Source organism: Melaminivora jejuensis (assembly GCF_017811175.1).
In the GTDB taxonomy this organism is placed as follows: domain Bacteria; phylum Pseudomonadota; class Gammaproteobacteria; order Burkholderiales; family Burkholderiaceae_C; genus Melaminivora; species Melaminivora jejuensis.
The window spans coordinates 3,583,764-3,605,738 of sequence record NZ_JACWIJ010000002.1 but is presented as its reverse complement, the minus strand read 5'-3'; the positions used below and the strand labels follow the sequence as shown (position 1 = coordinate 3,605,738).

At 66.9% G+C, this 21,975-nt stretch carries 20 protein-coding genes, 1 pseudogene and 1 riboswitch; of the genes and pseudogenes, 7 read left to right on the top strand and 14 right to left on the bottom strand.

Features of this window, described 5'->3' with window-relative positions; all coding sequences use genetic code 11:
• Positions 1-106 precede the first annotated feature (106 nt).
• Positions 107-586 carry a bacteriohemerythrin gene (locus IDM45_RS16855; RefSeq protein WP_209423871.1) on the top strand — a complete coding sequence of 160 codons (480 nt, stop codon included), beginning with the start codon at positions 107-109 and terminating at the stop codon, positions 584-586.
• A 22-nt stretch (positions 587-608) separates the two neighbouring features.
• On the opposite strand, the gene tyrS is transcribed toward IDM45_RS16855, so the two are convergent.
• Positions 609-1,841, bottom strand: coding sequence for a tyrosine--tRNA ligase (gene tyrS, locus IDM45_RS16850; protein ID WP_209423870.1), 1,233 nt, complete (start codon positions 1,839-1,841; stop codon positions 609-611).
• A 218-nt stretch (positions 1,842-2,059) separates the two neighbouring features.
• On the opposite strand from tyrS, the gene IDM45_RS16845 reads away from it, so the two are divergent.
• Together IDM45_RS16845 and IDM45_RS16840 are read left to right on the top strand one after the other, a co-directional pair.
• Positions 2,060-3,427, top strand: a complete 1,368-nt coding sequence (locus tag IDM45_RS16845) for a M23 family metallopeptidase (protein WP_209423869.1) — start codon at positions 2,060-2,062, stop codon at positions 3,425-3,427.
• A gap of 22 nt (positions 3,428-3,449) precedes the next feature.
• Complete coding sequence (locus tag IDM45_RS16840) at positions 3,450-4,598, top strand: anhydro-N-acetylmuramic acid kinase (protein WP_209423868.1); 1,149 nt, start codon at positions 3,450-3,452, stop codon at positions 4,596-4,598.
• 254 nt (positions 4,599-4,852) lie between these two features.
• Here the strand turns inward: IDM45_RS16840 and erpA are convergent.
• The 3 genes and pseudogenes from erpA to rplM form a co-directional block, all read right to left on the bottom strand.
• Positions 4,853-5,226: pseudogene (gene erpA, locus IDM45_RS16835) on the bottom strand (iron-sulfur cluster insertion protein ErpA).
• 200 nt (positions 5,227-5,426) lie between these two features.
• Entirely contained in the window at positions 5,427-5,819 is a 393-nt protein-coding gene (rpsI, locus tag IDM45_RS16830) for a 30S ribosomal protein S9 (RefSeq protein WP_209423867.1), read from the bottom strand.
• 9 nt (positions 5,820-5,828) lie between these two features.
• Entirely contained in the window at positions 5,829-6,260 is a 432-nt protein-coding gene (gene rplM / locus IDM45_RS16825) for a 50S ribosomal protein L13 (RefSeq protein ID WP_209423866.1), read from the bottom strand.
• Between the two features lie 203 nt (positions 6,261-6,463).
• Between rplM and IDM45_RS16820 the strand changes: the two genes are divergently transcribed.
• Positions 6,464-7,348 (top strand): 23S rRNA (adenine(2030)-N(6))-methyltransferase RlmJ, encoded by an 885-nt coding sequence (locus IDM45_RS16820; RefSeq protein ID WP_209423865.1) that lies wholly within the window; start codon positions 6,464-6,466, stop codon positions 7,346-7,348.
• A gap of 31 nt (positions 7,349-7,379) precedes the next feature.
• Here the strand turns inward: IDM45_RS16820 and IDM45_RS17835 are convergent, their stop codons facing one another.
• From IDM45_RS17835 to ahcY, 5 genes are all read right to left on the bottom strand, one after another.
• Positions 7,380-7,598, bottom strand: a complete 219-nt coding sequence (locus IDM45_RS17835; protein ID WP_233457520.1) for a hypothetical protein — start codon at positions 7,596-7,598, stop codon at positions 7,380-7,382.
• The gene (locus tag IDM45_RS16815; protein WP_233457519.1) at positions 7,595-8,197 is read right to left on the bottom strand and encodes a septal ring lytic transglycosylase RlpA family protein; all 603 of its coding nucleotides are present in this window, start codon (positions 8,195-8,197) and stop codon (positions 7,595-7,597) included. Before IDM45_RS16815 ends, IDM45_RS17835 begins: the two co-directional genes overlap by 4 nt.
• Positions 8,198-8,254: 57 nt before the next feature.
• Positions 8,255-9,121 carry a methylenetetrahydrofolate reductase [NAD(P)H] gene (gene metF, locus IDM45_RS16810; protein ID WP_209423864.1) on the bottom strand — a complete coding sequence of 289 codons (867 nt, stop codon included), beginning with the start codon at positions 9,119-9,121 and terminating at the stop codon, positions 8,255-8,257.
• A complete protein-coding gene (locus IDM45_RS16805; RefSeq protein WP_209423863.1) occupies positions 9,118-10,122 on the bottom strand; it encodes a TlyA family RNA methyltransferase in 1,005 nt (334 codons plus the stop codon). Before IDM45_RS16805 ends, metF begins: the two co-directional genes overlap by 4 nt.
• A gap of 245 nt (positions 10,123-10,367) precedes the next feature.
• Complete coding sequence (gene ahcY / locus IDM45_RS16800; protein WP_209423862.1) at positions 10,368-11,813, bottom strand: adenosylhomocysteinase; 1,446 nt, start codon at positions 11,811-11,813, stop codon at positions 10,368-10,370.
• An 82-nt stretch (positions 11,814-11,895) separates the two neighbouring features.
• Positions 11,896-12,008, bottom strand: a riboswitch (S-adenosyl-L-homocysteine riboswitch).
• A gap of 173 nt (positions 12,009-12,181) precedes the next feature.
• Here ahcY and IDM45_RS16795 point away from each other — a divergent pair.
• The 3 genes from IDM45_RS16795 to IDM45_RS16790 all read left to right on the top strand — a co-directional run bounded on the left by IDM45_RS16795 (position 12,182) and on the right by IDM45_RS16790 (position 17,217).
• Entirely contained in the window at positions 12,182-13,807 is a 1,626-nt protein-coding gene (locus IDM45_RS16795; RefSeq protein ID WP_209423861.1) for a peptide chain release factor 3, read from the top strand.
• Positions 13,808-13,958: 151 nt separating this feature from the next.
• Entirely contained in the window at positions 13,959-16,379 is a 2,421-nt protein-coding gene (locus IDM45_RS17830) for a hypothetical protein (protein ID WP_232653686.1), read from the top strand.
• Positions 16,380-16,428: 49 nt separating this feature from the next.
• Positions 16,429-17,217, top strand: a complete 789-nt coding sequence (locus IDM45_RS16790) for an HAD-IIB family hydrolase (protein ID WP_232653688.1) — start codon at positions 16,429-16,431, stop codon at positions 17,215-17,217.
• Positions 17,218-17,360: 143 nt separating this feature from the next.
• On the opposite strand, the gene IDM45_RS16785 is transcribed toward IDM45_RS16790, so the two are convergent.
• From IDM45_RS16785 to IDM45_RS16765, 5 genes are all read right to left on the bottom strand, one after another.
• Positions 17,361-18,098, bottom strand: coding sequence for an amino acid ABC transporter ATP-binding protein (locus IDM45_RS16785; protein WP_209424187.1), 738 nt, complete (start codon positions 18,096-18,098; stop codon positions 17,361-17,363).
• A gap of 28 nt (positions 18,099-18,126) precedes the next feature.
• Positions 18,127-18,798, bottom strand: coding sequence for an amino acid ABC transporter permease (locus tag IDM45_RS16780; RefSeq protein WP_209423859.1), 672 nt, complete (start codon positions 18,796-18,798; stop codon positions 18,127-18,129).
• Between the two features lies 1 nt (position 18,799).
• Positions 18,800-19,555 (bottom strand): amino acid ABC transporter permease, encoded by a 756-nt coding sequence (locus IDM45_RS16775; RefSeq protein WP_209423858.1) that lies wholly within the window; start codon positions 19,553-19,555, stop codon positions 18,800-18,802.
• A 127-nt stretch (positions 19,556-19,682) separates the two neighbouring features.
• Positions 19,683-20,582, bottom strand: a complete 900-nt coding sequence (locus IDM45_RS16770) for an amino acid ABC transporter substrate-binding protein (protein WP_209423857.1) — start codon at positions 20,580-20,582, stop codon at positions 19,683-19,685.
• A gap of 336 nt (positions 20,583-20,918) precedes the next feature.
• On the bottom strand, positions 20,919-21,860 hold the full coding sequence (locus IDM45_RS16765; RefSeq protein ID WP_209423856.1) for a LysR substrate-binding domain-containing protein: 942 nt from the start codon (positions 21,858-21,860) through the stop codon (positions 20,919-20,921).
• Positions 21,861-21,975 lie beyond the last annotated feature (115 nt).

The window sequence follows — 21,975 nt, the reverse complement described above, 5'->3', positions numbered from 1 at the left end:
CCCTCTGATCCAGATCAAAGACCGATCACGACCACGGGACAACCCTGGCATGGGCCGCGTCCGGGGTGCGCATCCTGCAGGCAAAAACCCTGATGGAGACATACCCATGACCTTCATGCCCTGGACAGCACAGCTCGAACTCGGCTTGCCCCTGATCGACCAGCAGCACCGCCAGCTGGTCAACCTGACCAATGCGCTGCATGACGAACTCAGCAGCAGCGCCCCCAGCCGCGCGCGCATCGGCGAGGTGCTGGAGGGCCTGGTGGACTACACGCACAACCATTTCATCGTCGAGGAAGTGCTGTTCGAGGAGCACAGCTACAGCGAAACAGCCGCCCACAAGGCCGAGCACGATGGCTTCACCCGGCGGGCCATGGACTTGCTGATGCGCTTCGACGAGGGCCAGGAAGTCACGCTGGAGGCGCTGGACTTTCTCAAGGCCTGGCTGATCCACCACATCTGCAAGGTGGATCGGGCCTATCTGCCCGCCCTGCGCGCCGCGCTGCAAGCACAGAGCGCGCGCCAGGAGCAACAGCAAAGCCGCAGGGAGGAGGCTCGGGGCGAGGCCGCACTGCAGGCTGCCTGATATCCTGCCGCCGCCCTGCCCCTCAAGCCAGGTGTACGCGCGCGAACTTGCGCTTGCCGACCTGCACCACGTAGCTGCCGGCCTGCAGCCTCAGGCCCCGGTCGCTGACCGTGCCGCCATCGACGCGCACGCCGCCGCCGTCGATCAGCCGGCTGGCTTCGCTGGTGGACGGCGCCAGGCCCGCCTGCTTGAGCAGCGCGCCTATGCCCAGGGGCGCGCCGGACAGCGCCACCTCGGGGATGTCATCCGGGATGCCACCACGGCTGCGGTTGTGAAAATCCAGCTCGGCTGCATCGGCGGCGACCGCGCTGTGAAAGCGCGTCGTGATCTCGCGCGCCAGCATGACCTTGGCATCCTTGGGGTTGCGCCCGCCCTCGACTTCGGCGCGCAGGGCGGCGATCTCGGCCAGGCTCCTGAACGACAGCAGCGTGTACCAGTCCCACATCAGCGTGTCCGAGATCGATAGCACCTTGGCGAACATGGTGTTGGCGTCCTCGGTGATGCCGATGTAGTTGCCCTTGGACTTGGACATCTTGTCCACCCCGTCCAGGCCGACCAGCAGCGGCATGGTCAGCACGCACTGCGGCTCCTGGCCGTATTCCTGCTGCAGATGCCGGCCCATGAGCAGGTTGAACTTTTGATCCGTGCCGCCCAGCTCCAGGTCGGCCTTGAGCGCCACCGAGTCGTAGCCCTGCAAGAGCGGATACAGAAATTCATGCAGGCTGATGGAGCTGCCGTCGGTGAAGCGCTGATGAAAATCGTTTCGCTCCATCATGCGCGCCACGGTGTAGCGGGCGGCCAGCTCGATCATGCCGCGTGCGCCCAGTCTGTCGCTCCACTCGCTGTTGTAGCGGATCTCGGTGCGCGCTGGATCGAGCACCTTGGCCGCCTGGGTGTAGTAGGTCTCGGCATTGAGCTTGATCTGCTCGGGGGTCAGCGGCGGGCGCGTGCTGTTGCGCCCGGACGGGTCGCCGATCAGGCTGGTGAAGTCGCCAATCAGAAAGATGACCTGGTGGCCCAGATCCTGCAGCTGGCGCATCTTGTTGAGTACCACGGTGTGGCCCAGGTGGATGTCGGGCGCCGTGGGATCCAGGCCCAGCTTGATGCGCAGCGGCTGCCCCGTGGCCTGCGAGCGCGCCAGCTTCTTCGCCCACTCGTCTTGCGGCAGCAATTCATCGACGCCGCGCAGCGACACTTCGAGCGCTTGGCTGACAGCGGCATCGGGCAGGAAAGTTGTAACGGCTGCTTGATTCATAAGGGTTTCCAGGGGTGTCTGCAGGACACGACCGACTATACTTGCCGGCACTTTTGCTGCGGTGGATTCTAGTGGCCCGCCCACTTGTCCGGCCTTTGCGCCTTCAGCCGCTGTCCGTATTTGCCGTGTCTCCCGCCTGAGCCGCCCCGCACCGTTGCCACGGCGCCGCGACTCCTCCACAGGCCCGCAGACACCACCAGCCTGGGGTAAGACTTTTGTTGAAAAGCAACCTGACCGCCGCCTGCGTGGCCCTCGCCAACCAAGTCGCACAGACCCTCCAGCAGCACCCCAAACGCATCACCGCCGCCATCGCCGCCGTCCTGCTCACAGGTGGCGGCGGAGCTTTTGCCGTGGCCTCGCTGGGCCCGGATGCTGCCGACCTGCCGGTCAGCACCGTGCAGGAAAGCGTCGAATCGCTGGCCGGCGACGTGAGCCTGGCCAGCCTGCTGGACAGCAACCCGGGCTTTTCGCTGTACCGCTCGGATGTCTCGCGCCACGCCGACACGGCGGAAGCCATGCTGGAGCGCCTGGGCGTGGCCGACCCGGCGGCCTCGGCCTTTTTGCGCAGCAACGACCTGGTGCGCCAGAACCTGCTGGGCCGCGCCGGCCGTGCGCTGACGCTGGAGGCCACTGACGACCACCGGCTGCAGCGCCTGGTGGCGCGCTGGGCGCTCGATGATTCCGCCAACTTCAAGCGCCTGGTGGTCGAGCGCAGCGCCGATGGCAGCTTCGCCGCCCGCCTGGAAAACGCCCCGCTGACCGTGGGCACCCGACTGGCCGGCGGGGTGATCCGCTCCTCGCTGTTCGCCGCCACCGACGCCGCCGCCATCCCCGACACCGTGGCCGTGCAGATCGCCGAGATCTTCTCCAGCAACATCGACTTTCGCCGTTCGCTGAGGAAGGAAGACCGTTTTTCCGTGGTCTATGAAACCCTGGAAGCCGATGGTGAGCCGCTGCGCACCGGCCGGGTGCTGAGCGCCGAGTTCCACAACAATGGCAAGACCTTCAACGCCCTGTGGTTCCAGGAGCCGCAGGCCGCCAAGGGCGCCTACTACACGCTGGACGGCCAGAGCATGGGCCGCGCCTACCTGACCTCGCCCGTAGCCTATACCCGCATCTCCAGCGGCTTTGCCATGCGGATGCACCCCGTCCAGAAAACCTGGCGCGCCCACCTGGGCACCGACATGGCAGCGCCCAGCGGCACCCCGGTGCGCACCGTGGGCGATGGCGTGGTGGACTTCGCCGGCGTGCAAAACGGCTACGGCAATGTGGTCTATGTCAAGCACCAGAACCAGCACGTCACGGTCTATGCCCACCTGAGCCGCATCGACGTGCAAAAGGGCCAGCGGGTCGGTCAGGGCGACACCATCGGCGCCGTGGGCGCCACCGGCTGGGCCACCGGGCCGCACCTGCACTTCGAGTTCCGGGTCAACGGCCAGCACCAGGATCCCATGGCCATCGCCCGCCAAAGCGAGGCGGCGCAACCGGTCTCGGCAGCCTCGCGCAAGAGCTTCGATGCGCTGGCCGACAACATGCGCGTGCTGCTGTCATCGGCCACGCTGGTGCAGCAGGCCAGCGCCGAGTGACCATCGGGCTGGCCATAGCGTGATGCCCGGTGCCGGCAACGACCGGGACAGCGCAGCGGGCTGGTACATCGGTCTGATGTCCGGCACCTCGCTGGACGGCGTGGACGGCGTGCTGGCCGAGATTTCCACGTCAAAATGCGCTGTAAGCGGCTACCAGTCAGCGCCGCTAGCTCCTGAAACAAGAGCACAGCTGCTGGCCCTGAACACCCCTGGCGGCAGCGACGAGCTGCACCGCGCCGCCCTGGCGGCCAATGCCCTGGCGCGCACCTACGCCGACGTGGTGCAGGCCCTGCTGGCCGCTGCCGGCCTGCCGGCGGGTGCGGTGCGCGCCATCGGCGCCCACGGCCAGACCGTGCGCCATCAGCCACAGCTGCACGACGGCAGCGGCTACACCCTGCAACTGCTCAACCCCGCCCTGCTGGCCGAGCGCAGCGGCATCACCGTGGTGGCCGACCTGCGCAGCCGCGACGTGGCCGCCGGCGGCCAGGGCGCGCCGCTGGTGCCGGCCTTCCACCGGCAGATGTTCGGCCAGCCCGGGCGCAGCGTGGCCGTGCTGAACCTGGGCGGCATCGCCAACCTGAGCCTGCTGGCGGGCGATGGCAGCGTGCTGGGCTTCGATTGCGGGCCGGCCAATGTGCTGCTCGACCTGTGGTGCGCGCGCCATACCGGCCAGCCCTATGACGCCGCCGGCGCCTGGGCACGCGGGGGCAACGTTCTGCCCGCGCTGCTGCAGGTCATGCTGCAGGAGCCATTTCTGGCCGCCGCGCCGCCCAAGAGCACCGGGCGCGACCTGTTCCACGACGTCTGGCTGCAGGCCGCGCTGTCCGCCAGCGGCTGCCGGCAGGGGCCGGCGCGGGACGTGCAGGCTACCTTGGCCGAGTTCACCGCGCAGGCCAGCGCCCGGCACCTGCAGCGCCACGCGCCCGATTGCACGCTGCTGATCGTCTGCGGCGGCGGCGCGCTGAACGGGCACCTCATGCAGCGGCTGCAGGCGCTGCTGCCGCAATTGGCCGTGCAGACATCCGACGTCCACGGCTTGGCGCCGCTGCAGGTCGAGGCCGCCGCCTTTGCCTGGCTGGCGCACCAGTGCCTGGCCGGCCTGCCCGGCAACCTGCCCGCCGTGACCGGCGCGCGCGGCCCGCGCATCCTGGGCGCCATCCACCCGGCCTGAGAGCGTGTTTACGATCCCCGCGCGGGTGCGCGAGCGCGGCCTCGGGCGGTCTGCGGCGTTGCAAATCCTCGCGATAGCACGGGCTATCGCTGCGGTTTGCGCCTGGCAACCCATCCCGATCCGCACCCGCGCCCCTGCGCGCGGAGATCGTAAACACGCTCTGAGGGCGCGGCCAGCCACGGCTGCGCACGGCCCAAAAAGAAACCGCCCGAAGGCGGTTGCAGGCCGGAGCGGCGCAGTCAGCAGCCGCTCGATCAGTGCTCGGTCGGCGAGAAGCTGGAGCCGCAGCCGCAGGTGGTCTCGGCGTTGGGGTTCTTGATGACAAACTGCGCGCCCTGCAGGTCTTCCTTGTAGTCGATCTCCGCGCCGACCAGGTACTGGAAGCTCATGGCATCGATCAGCAGCGACACGCCATTCTTGGTCATGGTGGTGTCGTCGTCGTTGGTGATCTCGTCGAAGGTGAAGCCGTACTGGAAGCCCGAGCAGCCGCCGCCCTGCACGAACACGCGCAACTTCAGGTCAGGGTTGCCCTCCTCGGCGATCAGCTCGGCCACCTTGTTGGCGGCACTTTCGGTGAAGAGGATGGGGCGGGCATTTCGGTCATGGTGGTTTCGGCAACGGCGCTCATGAGGGCTCCTTCAGGATAGCGGGCGATGTTAAGACAAACCCTGCAAGGCGGCAGGAAGCGGCCAACTTGCTGCCAGGGTGCATAAGGCTTTTGCAGCTACATGCGGGCGCAATGCCGCGCCGGCAAGATACGCAGATGGCAGCAGACACAAAAAAACCGCCGAAGCGGCGGTTCTTTTGCGTTGCACAAGGGCTGAAGGATCAGCGCTTGGAGAATTGCTTGGCGCGGCGTGCGGAGTGCAGGCCGACCTTCTTGCGCTCGACCTCGCGGGCGTCCCGGGTCACGAAGCCGGCGGCGCTCAGGGCGGGCTTGAGGGCGGCGTCGTAGTCGATCAGGGCGCGCGTGATGCCGTGGCGGGCAGCGCCGGCCTGGCCGGATTCGCCACCACCGCGCACATTGATCTGGATGTCGAAGGTCTCGACATTCTCAGTCAACACCAGCGGCTGCTTGGCGATCATGATGGAGGTCTCGCGGCCAAAATACTGCTGAATGTCCTTGCCATTCACCGTGATCTTGCCCGAGCCTTTTTTCAGAAACACGCGGGCGACGCTGGACTTGCGGCGGCCTGTGCCATTGTTCCATTCACCAATCATCTCGGCTCCTTAAATTTCCAGTGCCTTGGGCTGCTGGGCGCTGTGCGGATGCTCGGCGCCGCCATAGACCTTGAGCTTCTTGATCATGGCGTAGCCCAGGGGGCCCTTGGGCAACATGCCCTTGACGGCCTTTTCCAGGGCGCGGCCCGGGTGCTTGGCCTGCAGGTCGCGGAAGTTGGTGGCCGTGATGCCGCCGGGAAAGCCCGAGTGGCGGTAGTACATCTTGTCCGTGGACTTGGTACCGGTGACCTTGAGCTTGGAGGCGTTGACGATGATGATGAAATCACCAGTGTCGACGTGAGGCGTGTAGATGGCTTTGTGCTTGCCGCGCAGACGGTGGGCCACTTCGCTGGCAACCCGACCGAGCACCTTGTCGGTGGCGTCAATCACAAACCACTCGTGCACGACCTCAGCGGGCTTGGCGCTGACTGTTGTGGACATGAGTCTTCTCTTTCGATGCGAGAGGGTTTGGCAGTCCTTTTCCACGGTCGGTGCTCTTATTGGCTTGAGCCTCTTAGGTGGGGTCTAAGCTTCGCCGCGGGACTTGCAAAAACGCTGCGAAGCCCGCGATTATAGCCCGGCGCCAAAAATTGCCTTGGCCCCGGGCCGCGCCGGGCCAGGCCCGGGCTGTTTACCATCGCGCCATGTTCAGTTATCGCCACGCCTTCCATGCAGGCAACCATGCCGACGTGCTCAAGCACACGGTGCTCATCGCCACCTTGCAGCATCTGCTGAACAAGGAGGCGGCCCTTCTGGTGCTCGACACCCACGCCGGCGCCGGCCTGTACCGGCTCGATGGCGACTACGCCAGCACCAGCGCCGAGAGTGCCGATGGCGTGGCGCGCATCCTGGCCGCCAGCGCGCCGCTGGCCCAGGCCCTGCAGGACTACGCCGACGCCGTGCGCGCCTTCAATCGCGGCTCGGCAGCGCGCGTCTATCCCGGCTCACCCTTCATCGCGCAGCGCCTGCTGCGCGCACACGACCGGCTCAAGCTGTGCGAGCTGCACCCCAGCGACGCGCGCGCGCTGGAGGGCAACGTGGCCCAGCTCGAAGCTGGCCGGCAAGTCGCCGTGCTGCGCGAGGACGGCTTCGAGGCGGTACGCAAATTTCTGCCCCCACCGGCCCGCAGAGCACTGCTGCTGTGCGATCCCAGCTATGAAATCAAGAGCGATTACGCACGCGTGCCGGCCCTGCTGCAGGAGGTGCTCAAACGCTTTCCGACCGGCGTCTATGCCATCTGGTACCCGCTGATCGCCCGTCCCGAGGCGCACGAACTGCCGCGCCGGCTCAAGGCGCTGACAGCCAAGGCCGGCAAGCCCTGGCTGCACGCGACGCTGACCGTCAAGGGCGGCAAGGCAGCCGCCGGCGCCGGTGGCGAGCGCCGCCCCGGCCTGCCGGCCAGCGGCATGTTCCTGGTCAACCCGCCCTACACCCTGGAGCCAGCCCTGCGCGCCGCCCTGCCGCAACTGGCCGAGTTGCTGGCGCAGGACAGGCACGCCGGCTGGGGGTTGGAAAGCGCAGGGGGTTGACGGCGCGCCGACCTCCCGCCTTCCTTCCTGCTCAGCGGCGGCGGCGCGACGGCGCTGGCTTGCGCGCCTTGTTCGCCTTGCCGGCCTTGACCGCCCGTGCCGCCGGGCGTTCGCGCAGCGCCCGGGCGGCGGCCTCGGCATCCAGCCCCAGGCCGGCGCCTTCGATGGGCTGATCCAGGCTGTCCGGGCAGGTGTCGTCGGCGTCGGCCAGGCGCCACAGCTCGACCGGCTTGATGCCTAGGCCCATCATGCCCAGCTCCTCGGCGGCGGCGCGGCTGAGGTCGATGATGCGCCCCGGCGCAAATGGCCCCGGTCGTTGACGCGCACGGTGACGACGTTGCCGTTGACCAGGCTGCGCACGCACAGCCGCGTGCCAAAGGGCAGGCTGCGGTGCGCTGCCGTGAATTCGTCCCGGTCGTAGCGCTCGCCATTGGCGGTGCGCCGACCATGCAGGCTGTCGGCATACCAGGAGGCCGTGCCGCTGGCCAGCAATTCGGGCGGCTCCACCGGCTCGGGCAGGCGCAGGGCCGGGGGGCCGGCACTGTCGAATGGACTGCGCTCGGGCTTGAGGCGCAGGGCCGGCTCGGCAGCGGCCTGGGCTTGTGGGGACAGCAGGGGCACGGGCGTGGGTTCGACCGTGGCAGTCGGCGCTTCGGCAGGGGCTGCGCCCTCCTGGGCGCCCGGCACGCCCTGTGCGTCCTGGGCCTCCTGCACGGCAGCGGGGGGCGCCGGGGGCGCTTCAGGCAGGGCGCAGCCGACCAGTGCGGCGGCAATGACAGCAGCAGCGCTGGCCGCCCGCAGCCAGCGCGCGCCTGGGCGCCTCGGGGGTTGCTGGAGGGTCATGGGCATGGGGCCGCACTGTAACGGCCATGCCGGAAGGCGCGGGAGGCGGCGGGGCTGCCTGCCCTACAGCCCCAGCCGCTCGCACAGCGCCAGCGTGGCAGCGCTTTGGTTCATGGTGTAGAAGTGCAGGCCCGGTGCGCCGGCGGCCCGCAGTTGCTCGCACAGGCGCGCCACCACGTCCAGGCCGAAGGCGCGGATGCTGGCCGTGTCGTCGCCGTAGGCCTGCAGGCGCAGGCGGATCCAGCGCGGGATCTCGGCGCCGCAGGCATCGGAAAAGCGCATCAGTTGCGTGGCGCCCAGGATGGGCATGATGCCCGGCACGACGGGCACGTCCAGGCCCAGCGCGCGCACGTCATCGACAAAGCGCGCATAGGCATCGGCGTTGAAGAAATACTGCGTGATGGCCGAATCGGCGCCGGCGCGCACCTTGGTGGCGAAGGCCTGCAAGTCAGCCTGCGGGCTGCGCGCCTGGGGGTGGATTTCCGGGTAGGCCGCCACTTCGATATGGAAGTCGCGCCCGGTCTCGGCGCGGATGAAGGCCACCAGATCGCTGGCGTAGTGGAATTCGCCGCCCATGCCATAGCCGCTGGGCAGGTCGCCGCGCAGGGCCACCAGGCGGCGCACGCCCATGGCCTTGAGCTCGGCCAGTTGCGCGCGCACGCTCTGGCGCGTGGCGCCGATGCAGGAAAAGTGCGATGCCGCGTCCATCCCTTCGGCCAGGATCTCGCGCACGGCGGCAAAGGTGCCCTCCTGGGTCGAGCCGCCGGCCCCATAGGTCACCGAGCAGAACTGCGGCGCGCGGGCGTACAGCTGCTGGCGCACGGCGCGCAGCCGGACGGCGCCCTCTTGCGTCTTGGGCGGGAAGAACTCGAAGCTGACGGGAGTCCTGACAGAGTTGCTGGCAGGGGTCTGCGTGGCCGTGTCGCTCATGCGGCGCTCCTGGATGCGTGGATGAAGAATTCGCGGTTGCCGTCGCCGCCGACGATCGGGCTGTCCAGCCAGGCCTGCACCTGCAGACCGGCGTCGGCGCAGGCGCTGCGGATGCGCTGCTCGACCTCGGCGTACAGACCGGCATCGCGCACGATGCCGCCCTTGCCGACCTGGCCGGGCTGCAGCTCGAACTGCGGCTTGACCAGCGCCAGCAGCCGCCCGCCGGGGCGCAGCAGCGGGGCCAGCGCCGGCAGCACCAGGGTGAGCGAGATGAAGGACAGGTCGCCCACAATGAGATCGAAGGCCGGCGTGGTGTCCACCTGCTCGCGCCCGGCGCGGCGCTGGCGCACGGTGGCAATCGCGCCGGTAGCGCGTGCCTTGTCCCGGGCGGCGCGCTCGGCCTTGAAGACTTCGATCTCATGCTCCTTGGCGTCGCCGCTGTCGTCGTAATCGTCGTCGATCAGGCCGCCGTTGCGCATCCAGGCATAGGGGGCCTGGGGCTGGGTCTCGTTGTCCTCGGGTTCGGCCTCGATGCGCTCGCACAGGGCTTCCTCGCAGGCCTCCTGCAGCGCCTCGGGCGTCAGGTGGCGGGCGTTGACGCCTTCGACCACGATCACGCGCACGTCGCCCTGCAGGCGCTCGTGCGCCTGGCCCTGGCCGACATCGACGCCGATGACCTGCGCCGCACCATGCGCCAGCAGGCAGTCGGTGAAGCCGCCCGTGCTCTGGCCGACATCCAGGCAGCGCAGGCCGGTCGGGTCGATGCCGCTGGCGGCCAGCGCGCCTTCGAGCTTGAGGCCGCCGCGCGAGAGGTATCTGGCCTCGGCGGCGTCGAGTAGCTGCACCTGGGCGCCGGCGGGGATGTCGTCGCCGTTCTTGGCCACGCGCGTCCAGGGCATGGTGTCGGCCAGGCGCCATTGCACGCCGGCAGCGATCAGGCGCTGGGCCTGCGAGCGGGTGGTGGCGTGGCCGCCCTCCACCAGAAATACGTCAGCGCGCATGGCGCAAAATCCTTTTTTATGGGTCAAATCGGGCTGAAAGCCTTGTCAGACAAGCGATGACAGCTATCATTTTTATGAGGCTTGGCTGGTTGTGGTGGGCCATGTCGTGAGGCGGGCGGCGCTGGCCCCCACCCCAACCCTCTCCCTGCAGGGGGAGGGAGCAAGACCCGAGGCACAGCCACCTCCCCGCTCCTTCCCCCCTGGGGGAAGGTTGGGATGGGGGCCGGCTGGCTCTGGCGGGCCGCTCAATAGCGGTAGGTATCGGCCTTGTACGGCCCGGCCTTGTCCACACCGATATAGGCGGCCTGCTCGTCGGTCAGCTCGGTCAGCATGGCGCCCAGCTTGGACAGCTGCAGCCGCGCGACCTTCTCGTCGAGCAGCTTGGGCAGCACATAGACCTTGCCCACCTCATACGCATCGGGGCGCGTGAACAGCTCGATCTGCGCCAGCGTCTGGTTGGCGAACGAACTGCTCATGACGTAGCTGGGGTGGCCGGTGGCGCAGCCCAGGTTCACCAGGCGGCCCTTGGCCAGCAGGATGATGCGCTTGCCGTCCGGGAAGATGATGTGATCGACCTGCGGCTTGATCTCCTCCCACTGGTAGCGCTCCAGCGAGGCGACCTCGATCTCGTTGTCGAAGTGGCCGATGTTGCACACGATGGCCTGATCCTTCATGGCAGCCATGTGCTCGTGGCGGATCACGTCCTTGTTGCCGGTGGTGGTCACGAAGATGTCGGCTAGTGGCGCGGCATATTCCATGGTCACCACGCGGTAGCCTTCCATCGCCGCCTGCAGGGCGTTGATGGGGTCGATCTCGGTCACCCAGACCTGCGCCGACAGCGCGCGCAGCGCCTGCGCCGAGCCCTTGCCCACGTCGCCATAGCCGGCCACGACGGCCACCTTGCCGGCGATCATCACGTCGGTGGCGCGCTTGATGCCGTCCACCAGCGATTCGCGGCAGCCGTACAGGTTGTCGAACTTGCTCTTGGTGACCGAGTCGTTGACGTTGATGGCGCGAAACAGCAGCGTGCCCTTGGCCGACATCTCATTGAGGCGATGCACTCCCGTGGTGGTTTCCTCGGTCACCCCCATGATCTGGGCGCTCTTGCGCGAGTACCAGGTGGGGTCTTCGGCGAGCTTGGCGCGGATGGAGGCGTACAGGATGCGCTCTTCCTCGCTGGCGCCGTTGCCCGCTACCAGCGACGGGTCTTGCTCGGCCCGCTTGCCCAGGTGCATGAGCAGCGTGGCGTCGCCGCCGTCGTCCAGGATCATGTTCGGGCCTTCGCCCTCGCTGCCTTTGGGGCCGAAATCGAAGATGCGGTGCGTGTAGTCCCAATAGTCCTCCAGCGACTCGCCCTTGATGGCGAACACCGGCGTGCCGCCGGCGGCGATGGCGGCGGCGGCGTGATCCTGCGTGGAGAAGATGTTGCACGAGGCCCAGCGCACCGTGGCGCCGAGCGCCTGCAGCGTCTCGATCAGCACGGCGGTCTGGATGGTCATGTGCAGGCTGCCGGTGATGCGCGCGCCCTTGAGCGGCTGCTGCGCAGCGTATTCCTCGCGAATGGCCATCAGGCCGGGCATTTCGGTTTCGGCGATGGCGATTTCCTTGCGGCCCCAGGCGGCAAGGGTGATGTCGGCGATGGCGCTGTCGGCGGGTGCTGCGGCAGGGGTGTCTTTGAGAACTGCGCTCATGAGTTGTCCTTCAAACCAGGTTTGTGCAAGAAAGAACCACGCGCAGAAAGAAGGGGGAGCAAAGCTCACCACACAGGCCGGGCGTGGGTGAGCGTCGTTGCGGGTGTCGATGCTGGATATCGATGCCTTGATACCGATCGTTTCCGAGCCTCACGCCCCGCTGCTGTCGGGGGCGCTGCAACGCTCCTCGGAAAAGCGCGCGATTATACCGGGCAAGCCTTGTGCTGGCGCCGCGCCGTAGAATCGCGCCCTTGCGGCGCCGTGCGTGCCAGGCAGCCGCGCGCGGCCCTGCACTGCGCCCCTCCCTTCCCCATGCGCTGCGCCATCCAAGCCATGCACGCGCCAGCGCCACCGCCTGTTGCCCCACTGTGTCCTACGCTTCCGAGACGCGGCGCCGCCGCACCTTCGCCATCATCTCCCACCCCGACGCGGGCAAGACCACGCTGACGGAAAAGCTGCTGCTGTTCTCCGGCGCCATCCAGATCGCCGGCGCCGTCAAGGGCCGCAAGGCCAGCCGCCACGCCACGTCCGACTGGATGGAGATCGAAAAGCAGCGCGGCATCTCGGTGGCATCCAGCGTGATGCAGATGAGCTGGCGCGAGCACGTCATCAACCTGCTGGACACGCCGGGCCACAAGGACTTCTCCGAGGACACCTACCGCGTGCTCACCGCCGTCGATTCCGCCCTGATGGTGATCGACGCGGCCAACGGCGTGGAGACGCAGACGCGCCGCCTGATCGAGGTCTGCCGCCAGCGGGACACTCCCATCATCACCTTCGTCAACAAGATGGATCGCGAAGTGCGCGACCCGCTGGACATCCTCGACGAGGTGGAGCGCGAGCTGGGCATGCCCTGCTGCCCCATGACCTGGCCGGTGGGCCAGGGCAAGAGCTTCGGCGGCATCATCGATCTGCGCACGCAGAGCATGACGGTGTTCCAGGCCGGCAGCGATAAGCGTCCGGAGGACTTCGAGGTCATCGCGCTGTCCGAGGTCGATACGCTGCGCGCGCGCTTCGGCAAGACTTTCGACGACGCCATGGAGAGCATGGAGCTGGCCGTGGGCGCCTCGACCGAGTGGAGCCACGAGCAGTTCCTGGCGGCCAAGTTGACGCCGGTATTCTTCGGCTCGGGCGTGAACAATTTCGGGGTCATGGAGGTGCTCAACGCGGTGGTGGACATGTCGCCACCGCCTGGCCCACGCATCGCCTACGCCGAAGTCAACCGCCAGCGCGAGGAGCGGCTCGTGCATCCCGAGGACAAGGGTTTTGCCGGGGTGGTCTTCAAGGTGCAGGCCAACATGGACGCCAACCACCGCGACCGCATCGCCTTCGTGCGCGTGGCCTCGGGCCGCTACACGCCGGGCATGAAGATGCGCGTGCAGCGCACCGGCAAGGAGCTGCGCCCGACCAGCGTCGTCACCTTCATGAGCCAGCGCCGCGAGGCGGTGGAGGAGGCCTATGCGGGCGACATCATCGGCTTCACCATCCACGGCGGCGTGCAGCTGGGCGACTCCATCACCGACGGGCCGGCGCTGCAGTTCACCGGCCTGCCGTTTTTTGCCCCCGAGCTGTTCATGACCGTGGTGCTGAAGAACCCGCTGCGCTCCAAGCAGTTGCAGCAAGGCCTGATGGAGCTGGGCGAGGAAGGGGCCATCCAGGTCTTCAAGCCCGACGCCGGCGGCAACATGCTGCTGGGCGCCGTCGGGCAGCTGCAGTTCGAGGTGGTGCAGCACCGCCTGAAGACCGAGTACGACTGCGATATCCGGCTGGAGGGCTGCCAGTACACCGGCGCGCGCTGGATCACCGCCGACACGCCCCAGCAATTGCGCGAGTTCGAGAACGCCTACCCGCTGCGCCTGGCGCACGACGCCGCGGATACGCTGGCGTTTCTGTGTACCTCGCCGTATGACGTGCGGCTGGCGCAGGAGCGGTTTCCGAAGATCCACTTTCATCCGCTGCGCGAACATGCGGGGTTGGCGTTGCAGGGGGTGTGAGCGAGGGGAGGCAGGCACATCCATACACCCCAGCCGCGCTTGCATGTGTTGCATGTGTTGCGCGTGGTTTCCTGTTGCCGGTCTTGCCGGCATACTGCACTGCGGCGCCTCGCTGACCGCCGCCCGTGCAATCTCCCACCTCGCCGCTGCCATGCCTACACGAATCCATTCCCTGTTTTCGCGCCTGCCCGCCTGGCCTCTGGCCTTGGGCGCGGCCCTGTGCCTGGCTTCGGCCGCACACGCTCAAACCGTCACCGAAGGCTCGGATCACGCCACCCAAGTGCTGGGCAAGGCCTGGGACATGTCCAGCCAGGAAGATGTGTTTCCGCTGCTGTGGACGCACAACCTGGCATCTGCCACAGTGGCAGGCGGCGTCATGACGGCCACGGCGCGTGATACCGACCCGCACTTCTGGCTGCAGTTTCCGCCCATCCCTTCGGCGATGGAGGCAATCAATCTGGCGCGCCAGCCCATCGACGCCAATCGCTATACGCACCTGAGCTTCATGATGTGGCTGCCCGACAGCGTGGTGCCCGGCGCGCGCAACGGGCGCCTGGTCTGGCACAAGGGCGGGGCCACGGTCGCCGAGTTCGATGCGGCGTACTCCGAGTCGCCCATGTTCCCGGTCTATCCTGGCTGGCATCTGTACCAGTTCAACCTGGCCGCCCTGCAGGCGCAGGTGGGGACTCCCTGGAGCGGCCCGATACACGGCCTGCGCATCGACCCCTGCCTGGGCTGCAACGTGCAGTTCAAGATCGACTGGGCACGCCTGCACCACCACAGCGAAGCTGGCGCGCGCACCCCCCTGCCGCCCGGCAAGACCCATTTGCTGGCACGCATCCAGCCGCCGGACGGCAGTCCGGCCATCACCACGGTGCTGCCCCAGGTGCAGGGGCAGGCCTCGGCTGCGGCCCTGCCGCCGGGCAGCTACCAGGTAGCAGCCATCGACGATGGCAACTACGCCCTCAGCCAGCGTGGCAAGGCCTGGACGTTCGATACCCCCAACGATCTGCTGTGGGCGGCCAACCATGGCCTGAGCGCAGCGCACACCGGCCCGAACGGCCTGAGTGCCAGCACCAGCAACCCCGACCCCTATGTGCTGCTGGACATCGCGCAGCACTCGCCCATCGACGCAAGCCAATACCGCTACCTGAGCGTCGATCTGACCATTGCCCAACTGCCGGCGCAGGAGTCCGGCCTGCTGGTCTGGTGGGGCGATCAGCCTGCCACCGTGCGCCACCCCTCGGAGTTCATCCGGACTAGCGCCGGCCGCGCCACCTACACCATCGACCTGGGCCGGTCGCCACAGTGGCGCGGCATCGTCCGCGCTTTGCGCATCGACCCGCTCAACGGCCCCAATGCCGGCGCCAACGTGCCTTTCACCCTGCACGGCGTGCATCTGAGCAAGACTCCGGGCGCAGCAGCAGCGCCGGTCTTTGCCACGCAGCCGCTGCTCGTCAACGCCAGCCCGCAGGTGCAAATCCTCTCGCCAGGCCTGGGCCAGGGCGACGACTACGCGCTGGTCGAGCAGGGCCGGGCCTGGAACATGCTGCCCGGACAGGTGCGCGCGCCCGAGCTGAGCAATCTGCAGGGCTGGACTTACACCCATGAGGTGCCCGACCTGGGCCTGCAGGGTTCGTTTTTCGTCGGCCAGTCACGAGCCGCCGCCCCGGGTCAAACCGAAGGCGATCCGCACATCTTTCTGGCCTACCAGGAAAACACCAAGCCCATCAATGCCGACACCTATCGCTGGCTCGGCTTTGACCTGTATGTGCCCATGGACGCAGCCAACCAGGACGAACTGACGCGCGGCGCCATGGCCCGCGTCGCCTGGAAGCGCGACGACTTCGACCCCGGTCTGACATCGGACGACATCGTTCTCATGCCCGGTATGCAGCGCTACTGGGTGGACATGAAGAACCTGCCCTACGAGCCTGCCAGCACCCGCACCTGGAGCGGCATGGCGCGCTATCTGCGCATCGACCCGCTGGAGTTCCCGGAGTCGCGCCTCTTCTTCGCCGGCCCGGCGCAGTTGCGCAGCACGCCTGCTGCGCGCAGCCTGTTACCAGTCAGCGTGCAGCTGCACGACATCGATGGCGACGCCATGCAGGTCGTGGTCAGAAGTGGCGAGACGGAGCTGGGCCGCGCCACTGGACTGACTTCGGGCACCCATCAGATCCTGGCCAGCGTGGCCGCCCTGCCCGAGGGCGAGCACAGCATCACCGTGGAAGTCAGCGATGGGCGCAGCATCAGCGTGCGCAAGGCCGACGTGCCGGTGCTCAAGCTTGCCGCCAATACGCCGCCGCTGCCCCACCAGACCAGGGCAGCCGACCGGGTCTTCAACTGGGCCGAGCGCGAACTGCACGAGCTGCTGGGCACCGGCACAGCTTCAAGCTCCGGTCATGCCTGCCTGCAGGGTGTGTCCGGCGCCTGGGGGCGCTTTTATCCGCAGGCCAACCTGTGCCTCTATACCGCCGACAGCCAGATGTTCCTGCTGGTCATCGGACAGCCACCCAGTCTGGTCGGCTCCCTGTCGGAATGGCTGGAACTGGTGGCAGCTCTGGGCTTTTGAAGTACGCCCCGCACTCGGGGCACTTTGTTATTTTCGTGAAACATCTGGCGTGATTGATCTGAGTTCCTGGCCGGCAGCGGCAGCACAGCGCGTGGGCGGCATCCTGACCGACATCGACGACACCCTGACCACTGACGGCGCCATCACGCCCGATGCCCTGGCCGCCCTGGCCGACCTCAAGGCCGCCGGCCTGGCCGTTGTTGCCATCACCGGTCGTCCCGTGGGCTGGAGCGAGCCTTTTGCCCTGGCCTGGCCGCTGGACGCCATCGTCGCCGAGAACGGCGCGGTGGCCCTCAGGCGCAACGCCAGCGGTGGCCTGGACAAGCTCTACCAGCAGGACGCCGCCACGCGCGCGGCCAACTTTGCGCGTATGCAGCAGGTGCTGGCACACATCGAGGCCCACATCCCCGGCGCACGCCGCGCCACCGACTCCGCCGGGCGCGAGACCGACATCGCCATCGACCACAGCGAATTCACCCGACTGTCCGACGCGCAGATCGACAAGGTGGTGCTGGCCATGCGCCACGAGGGCATGCACGCCACCGTGAGCAGCATCCACATCAACGGCTGGTACGGCGAGCACAACAAGCTCGAAGGGGCGCGCTGGATGGTGCGCCAGCTGTGGGGGCGCGATCTGGACGCCGAGCGCGATCGCTGGGTCTATGTGGGCGACTCGACCAACGATGCGCTGATGTTCCAGGCCTTTGCCAACAGCGTCGGCGTGGCCAACGTGGCGCGCTTCGTGCCGCATCTGACGCACCTGCCGCGCTATGTGACGCGGGGTGAGCGCGGTGCCGGTTTTGCTGAGGTGGCGCAGGCGGTCTTACGCCAGCTTTAAGTAAAAAATGGCTCAAAGGCCCACCCATCAAGGGGCATCAGCTATATAAAAAATAGCAAACAAAAGGCGCTGCAGAAGCGCCTTTTGTTGTGTGCCGCTGCGCCCTGGCAAAGGGCCGCAGCAGAGGCCGCCACGCATGGCCCTCAGTGCTGCAGTATCTTGTTCAGGAAATCCTTGGTGCGCGGCTGGCGCGCCTCAGGGTTGCCGAAGAACTCGTCGCGCGTGCAGTCCTCCAAAATCCTGCCGCCCACGTCCATGAAGATGACGCGGTCGCTGACCTTGCGGGCGAAGCCCATCTCGTGCGTCACGCACATCATGGTCATGCCCTCGTGCGCCAGGCCCATCATGACTTCGAGCACCTCGCCCACCATCTCCGGGTCGAGCGCCGAGGTCGGCTCGTCGAACAGCATCACGATGGGATCCATGGACAGCGCCCGGGCAATGGCCACGCGCTGCTGCTGACCGCCCGACAGCTGCCCGGGAAACTTGTCCTTGTGCGCCATCAGGCCCACGCGGTCGAGCATCTTCAGGCCGCGTGCCTTCGCATCATCGGGGCTGCGGCCCAGTACCTTGATCTGGGCAATCGTCAGGTTCTGCGTCACCGACAGATGCGGAAACAGCTCGAAATGCTGGAACACCATGCCCACGCGCGAGCGCAGCTTGGGCAGGTTGGTCTTGGGGTCATGCACCGGCGTGCCATCGACCCAGATCTCGCCCTTCTGGATGGGCTCCAGCGCATTGATGGTCTTGATCAGGGTGGACTTGCCCGAACCCGAGGGGCCGCAGACCACCACCACCTCGCCCTTGGCGATGCTGGTGGAGCAGTCGTTGAGCACCTGGAAGCTGCCGTACCACTTGGAGACGTTCTTGAGTTGAATCATGTCGCTCATGTCTTTGACTCCTCGCCCATCAACGGATGATGGCGATTTTCTTGTGCAGGCGCTTGACGGCCCAGGACAGCGCAAAGCAGATCACGAAATAGACCACAGCGGCGGCCAGATACGACTCGATGGGCCGGCCGTAGTTCTTGCCGGCAATCTCGAAGCCCTTGAGCATGTCGTAGGCACCGATGGCATAGACCAGCGAGGTGTCCTGGAACAGGATGATGGTCTGCGTCAGCAGCACCGGCAGCATGTTGCGAAACGCCTGCGGCAGCACCACCAGGCGCATGTTCTGGCCGTAGGTCATGCCCATGGCCTGGCCGGCGAAGACCTGCCCGCGCGGGATGGACTGGATGCCGGCGCGCATGATCTCGCTGAAATACGCCGCCTCGAAGGCCACGAAGGTGATGATGGCCGAGACTTCCGCGCCGATGGGTCGGCCGATGATCAGCGGCACCAGCAGGAAGAACCACAGGATGACCATGACCAGCGGGATGGAGCGCATCCCATTGACGTAGATGGTCGCCGGCAGCGCCAGCACCTTGCTGCCCGACAGGCGCATCAGCGCCAGCACCGTGCCCAGCAGCACGCCGCCGATGGTGGCGATAACCGTCAGCGTGATGCTGAAGTACAGGCCCTTGAGCACGAAGCTGGAAAACAGCTCCCAGGTGAAGAATGACCAGTCGATGTTGAGGTTCATGTCAGTGCCCTCCTCCCCCGCCGGCAGCGATCAGGCCAGGCACGCGCGCGCGCTTTTCCACGAACGCCATGATGCGGTTGATGGCCAGCGCCGAGATGGCGTACAGCGCCGTGACGGCCAGATAGATCTCCACGCCGCGCGCCGTCTCCTCCTGCGCCTGCATGGCGAACATGGTCAGCTCCGAGATCGACACGGCAAAGGCCACCGACGAGTTCTTGAACACGTTCATGGACTCGCTGGTCAGCGGCGGGATGATGATGCGAAAGGCCATCGGCAGCAGCACATAGCGGTAGTACTGGAACGTGGTGAAGCCCATGGCCATGCCGGCGTAGCGCTGGCCGCGCGGCAGTGCCTGGATGCCCGAGCGCACCTGCTCGGCAATGCGCGCCGAGGTGAAGAAGCCCAGGGCGAAGACCACCAACACGAAGCCCGGCAGCGACTTCATCGCCGGGAAGATGGCCGGAATCACGTGGTACCACAGGAAGATGTGGACCAGCAGCGGTATGTTGCGAAAAAACTCGACCCAGGCATTGCCCAGGCGCACGATCCAGGGCCGGCCCTCCAGCGTGCGCAGCGTGCCGATGGCCGAGCCGACGACCAGCGCAATCGCCAGCGACAGCAGCGATACCGAAATCGTCCAGCCCCAGGCCGAAAGCATCCAGTCCAGGTAGGTCACGTCGCCGCCCTTGCCAAAGCAGCTCGCGCCCACCTCCATGCTGATGGTGTCCTGGCAGAACACCTGCCATTCCCAATTCATAGGGGCACCTCTCTTGTTGTCTTGCCATTCCTGCACCGCCCGCCTGCGCAGGCCGCGCATCCAATGAAAAGCGCCCCTTTCCAGCCGCTGCCGGGCCGAAAAAGGGGCGCTGTGCCGCGTTCAGGCCTTACTTGATGTCGTAGGACTCCATGGGCTTGTCATTGGGGTTGGCCCAGGCCTCCTTGGTGGCCTCGGACAGCGGCAGGCCGACCTTCACGTTGTTGGGCGGGATCGGCTGCATGAACCAGCGGTCATACAGCTTGGCCAGCGAGCCATCGGCGATCTGGCGCTTGATCGAGTCGTCCACCGCTTTCTTGAAGTTGGGGTCGTCCTTGCGGATCATGCAAGCGATGGGCTCCACAGACAGCACTTCGCCGACGATCTTGAAGTCCTGGGGGTTCTTGGACTTGGAGATGTTGGCCGCCAGGATGGAGCCGTCCATGATGAAGGCGTCGGCGCGGCCCGTCTCCAGCATCAGGAAGCTGTCGGCATGATCCTTGCCCATGACTTCCTTGAAAGTGAGGCCGTCGGCGCGCTTGTTCTTGCGCAGCGTCTGCACCGAGGTGGTACCGGTGGTGGTCACGATGGTCTTGCCGTTCAGATCCTTGATGCCGGTGATGCCCGACTTGGCGTTGACGGCGATGCGCACCTCCTCCACATACGTGGTCACGGCGAAGGCCACTTCCTTCTGGCGCGCCAGGTTGTTGGTGGTGGAGCCGCACTCCAGATCGACAGTGCCGTTGGTCACCAGCGGGATGCGGTTTTGCGAGGTCACGGGCTGGTACTTGACGTCCAGCTTGGCCAAGCCGAGCTGCTTTTGGATGTCGTCGGCGATGCGCTCGCTCATCTCGGTGTGAAAACCCACGTACTTGCCGTTGCCGAGGGTGTAGCCCAGGCCGGACGACTCGCGCACGCCCAGGGTGATGGCGCCCGAGGACTTGATCTTGGCCAGCGTGTCATTGGCCTGGGCAAAGGTCGTGCCTGCAGCCAGGAGGGTGATGGCGGCGGCCAGCAATTGCTTTTTCATGCTTATCTCCTTGTGGGTGGATATGTGAAGCGAAAAGAGTCGAAACGCCGGGCCAGCCGCACGCCCGGGTAGGGCTGGCCGTCAGCGTTTCGTCAGCTGCGTATTGTGCGCCCAGCAAGAGGGCTTGCGCAGGGCCGATTCCTAGGGTGTTTCCACAGTCCGGCAGACGCGCTCAGAGCGAGTTTACGATCTCCGCGCGCAGGGGCGCGGGTGCGGATCGGGATGGGCTGCCAGGCGCAAACTGCAGCGATAGCCCGTGCTATCGCGAGGATTTGCAACGCCGCAGACCGCCCGAGGCCGCGCCCGCGCACCCGCGCGGGGATCGTAAGCACGCTCTCAGACACCGGCATTGCTCGGATGCGCCGCCAGGTAGTCCCACAGCGACTGCGCCAGGCCCTTGCTGGAGTCCTTGCGCGAGGGTTTTTCGCGGTAGGCACGCACATCCATGACCATCTGCAGCTGCTGCTGCATGGCCGGCGGCGCGGCGTGGGCCAGCTTGCGCGCGCGCAGCTCCTTTTTCACGGCGCTGTAGGGCAGGAAGGCCACGCCATGGCCCTCCAGCGCCATAGCCTTGAGGCCCTCAGCCATGTCGGTCTCATAGACCCGATCCAGGTGGACGGGCGTGGTGGCCTGCTTGAGGATCAGATCCGTCACCCGGCCCAGATAGGCGCCGGGCGCGTAGCCCAGGAAGGGCAGCGGCTCGCCGGCGCTGCCCGGCAGGGTCAGCAGCGGCGCGCCATCCGGGCCAGCCTTGGCATAGGGCGCCAGCGGCTCCTGGCCCAGCGACACCATGTCGTAGCGCTGCGGATCGAGCTGTATCGGCTGCGACTCGTGGTGATAGGCCACCATAACATCGCAGCCGCCCTCGACCAGGCGCATCACGGCGTCATGCACGTTGAGCGCGATCAGGCGGCTCTTGAACGGCCCGAAATCGTGGCGCAGGCTGGACACCCAGGCCGGAAAGAAGGTGAAGGCCAGCGTGTGCGGCACGGCGAACTCGACCATGTCGCTGGCCGAGCTGGAGTGCGCGCGCATCACCGCGCGGGTGTTGTGCAGCGCTTGCAGCACCTCCAGCGCCTGCTCGTACAGCGTGTGGCCAGCGGCGGTGAGGCTGGTGGGGTACGAGCTGCGATCGACCAGATCGGTGCCGGCCCAGGCCTCCAGCGCCTGGATGCGGCGCGAGAACGCCGGCTGCGTCACGTGGCGCAATTGCGCCGAGCGGCTGAAGCTGCGCGTTTCGGCCAGGCTGACGAAGTCTTCGAGCCACTTGGTTTCCATGATGGCGCGCATTATCGGGCCGCGCCGCACGGCTGCAGCAACGGCGTGCTGTCCTGTTGGCGAACCGCGTGCGACAGGCCGGGCAGCATTTGCTTGCACAATAATCGGCTGGCAG

Excerpts from the sequence above, each read along its gene's own strand:
- IDM45_RS16805 (WP_209423863.1), bottom strand. The coding sequence starts at position 10,122 with ATGCGCGCTGACGTATTTCTGGTGGAGGGCGGCCACGCCACCACCCGC.
- IDM45_RS16775 (WP_209423858.1), bottom strand. The coding sequence starts at position 19,555 with ATGAATTGGGAATGGCAGGTGTTCTGCCAGGACACCATCAGCATGGAG.
- rpsI (WP_209423867.1), bottom strand. The coding sequence starts at position 5,819 with ATGATTGGTGAATGGAACAATGGCACAGGCCGCCGCAAGTCCAGCGTC.
- IDM45_RS16815 (WP_233457519.1), bottom strand. The coding sequence starts at position 8,197 with ATGCCCATGACCCTCCAGCAACCCCCGAGGCGCCCAGGCGCGCGCTGG.
- IDM45_RS17835 (WP_233457520.1), bottom strand. The coding sequence starts at position 7,598 with ATGATGGGCCTAGGCATCAAGCCGGTCGAGCTGTGGCGCCTGGCCGAC.
- rplM (WP_209423866.1), bottom strand. The coding sequence starts at position 6,260 with ATGTCCACAACAGTCAGCGCCAAGCCCGCTGAGGTCGTGCACGAGTGG.
- ahcY (WP_209423862.1), bottom strand. The coding sequence starts at position 11,813 with ATGAGCGCAGTTCTCAAAGACACCCCTGCCGCAGCACCCGCCGACAGC.
- metF (WP_209423864.1), bottom strand. The coding sequence starts at position 9,121 with ATGAGCGACACGGCCACGCAGACCCCTGCCAGCAACTCTGTCAGGACT.
- IDM45_RS16765 (WP_209423856.1), bottom strand. The coding sequence starts at position 21,860 with ATGGAAACCAAGTGGCTCGAAGACTTCGTCAGCCTGGCCGAAACGCGC.
- IDM45_RS16785 (WP_209424187.1), bottom strand. The coding sequence starts at position 18,098 with ATGATTCAACTCAAGAACGTCTCCAAGTGGTACGGCAGCTTCCAGGTG.
- IDM45_RS16780 (WP_209423859.1), bottom strand. The coding sequence starts at position 18,798 with ATGAACCTCAACATCGACTGGTCATTCTTCACCTGGGAGCTGTTTTCC.
- tyrS (WP_209423870.1), bottom strand. The coding sequence starts at position 1,841 with ATGAATCAAGCAGCCGTTACAACTTTCCTGCCCGATGCCGCTGTCAGC.
- IDM45_RS16820 (WP_209423865.1), top strand. The coding sequence starts at position 6,464 with ATGTTCAGTTATCGCCACGCCTTCCATGCAGGCAACCATGCCGACGTG.
- IDM45_RS16855 (WP_209423871.1), top strand. The coding sequence starts at position 107 with ATGACCTTCATGCCCTGGACAGCACAGCTCGAACTCGGCTTGCCCCTG.
- IDM45_RS16770 (WP_209423857.1), bottom strand. The coding sequence starts at position 20,582 with ATGAAAAAGCAATTGCTGGCCGCCGCCATCACCCTCCTGGCTGCAGGC.
- IDM45_RS17830 (WP_232653686.1), top strand. The coding sequence starts at position 13,959 with ATGCCTACACGAATCCATTCCCTGTTTTCGCGCCTGCCCGCCTGGCCT.
- IDM45_RS16840 (WP_209423868.1), top strand. The coding sequence starts at position 3,450 with ATGCCCGGTGCCGGCAACGACCGGGACAGCGCAGCGGGCTGGTACATC.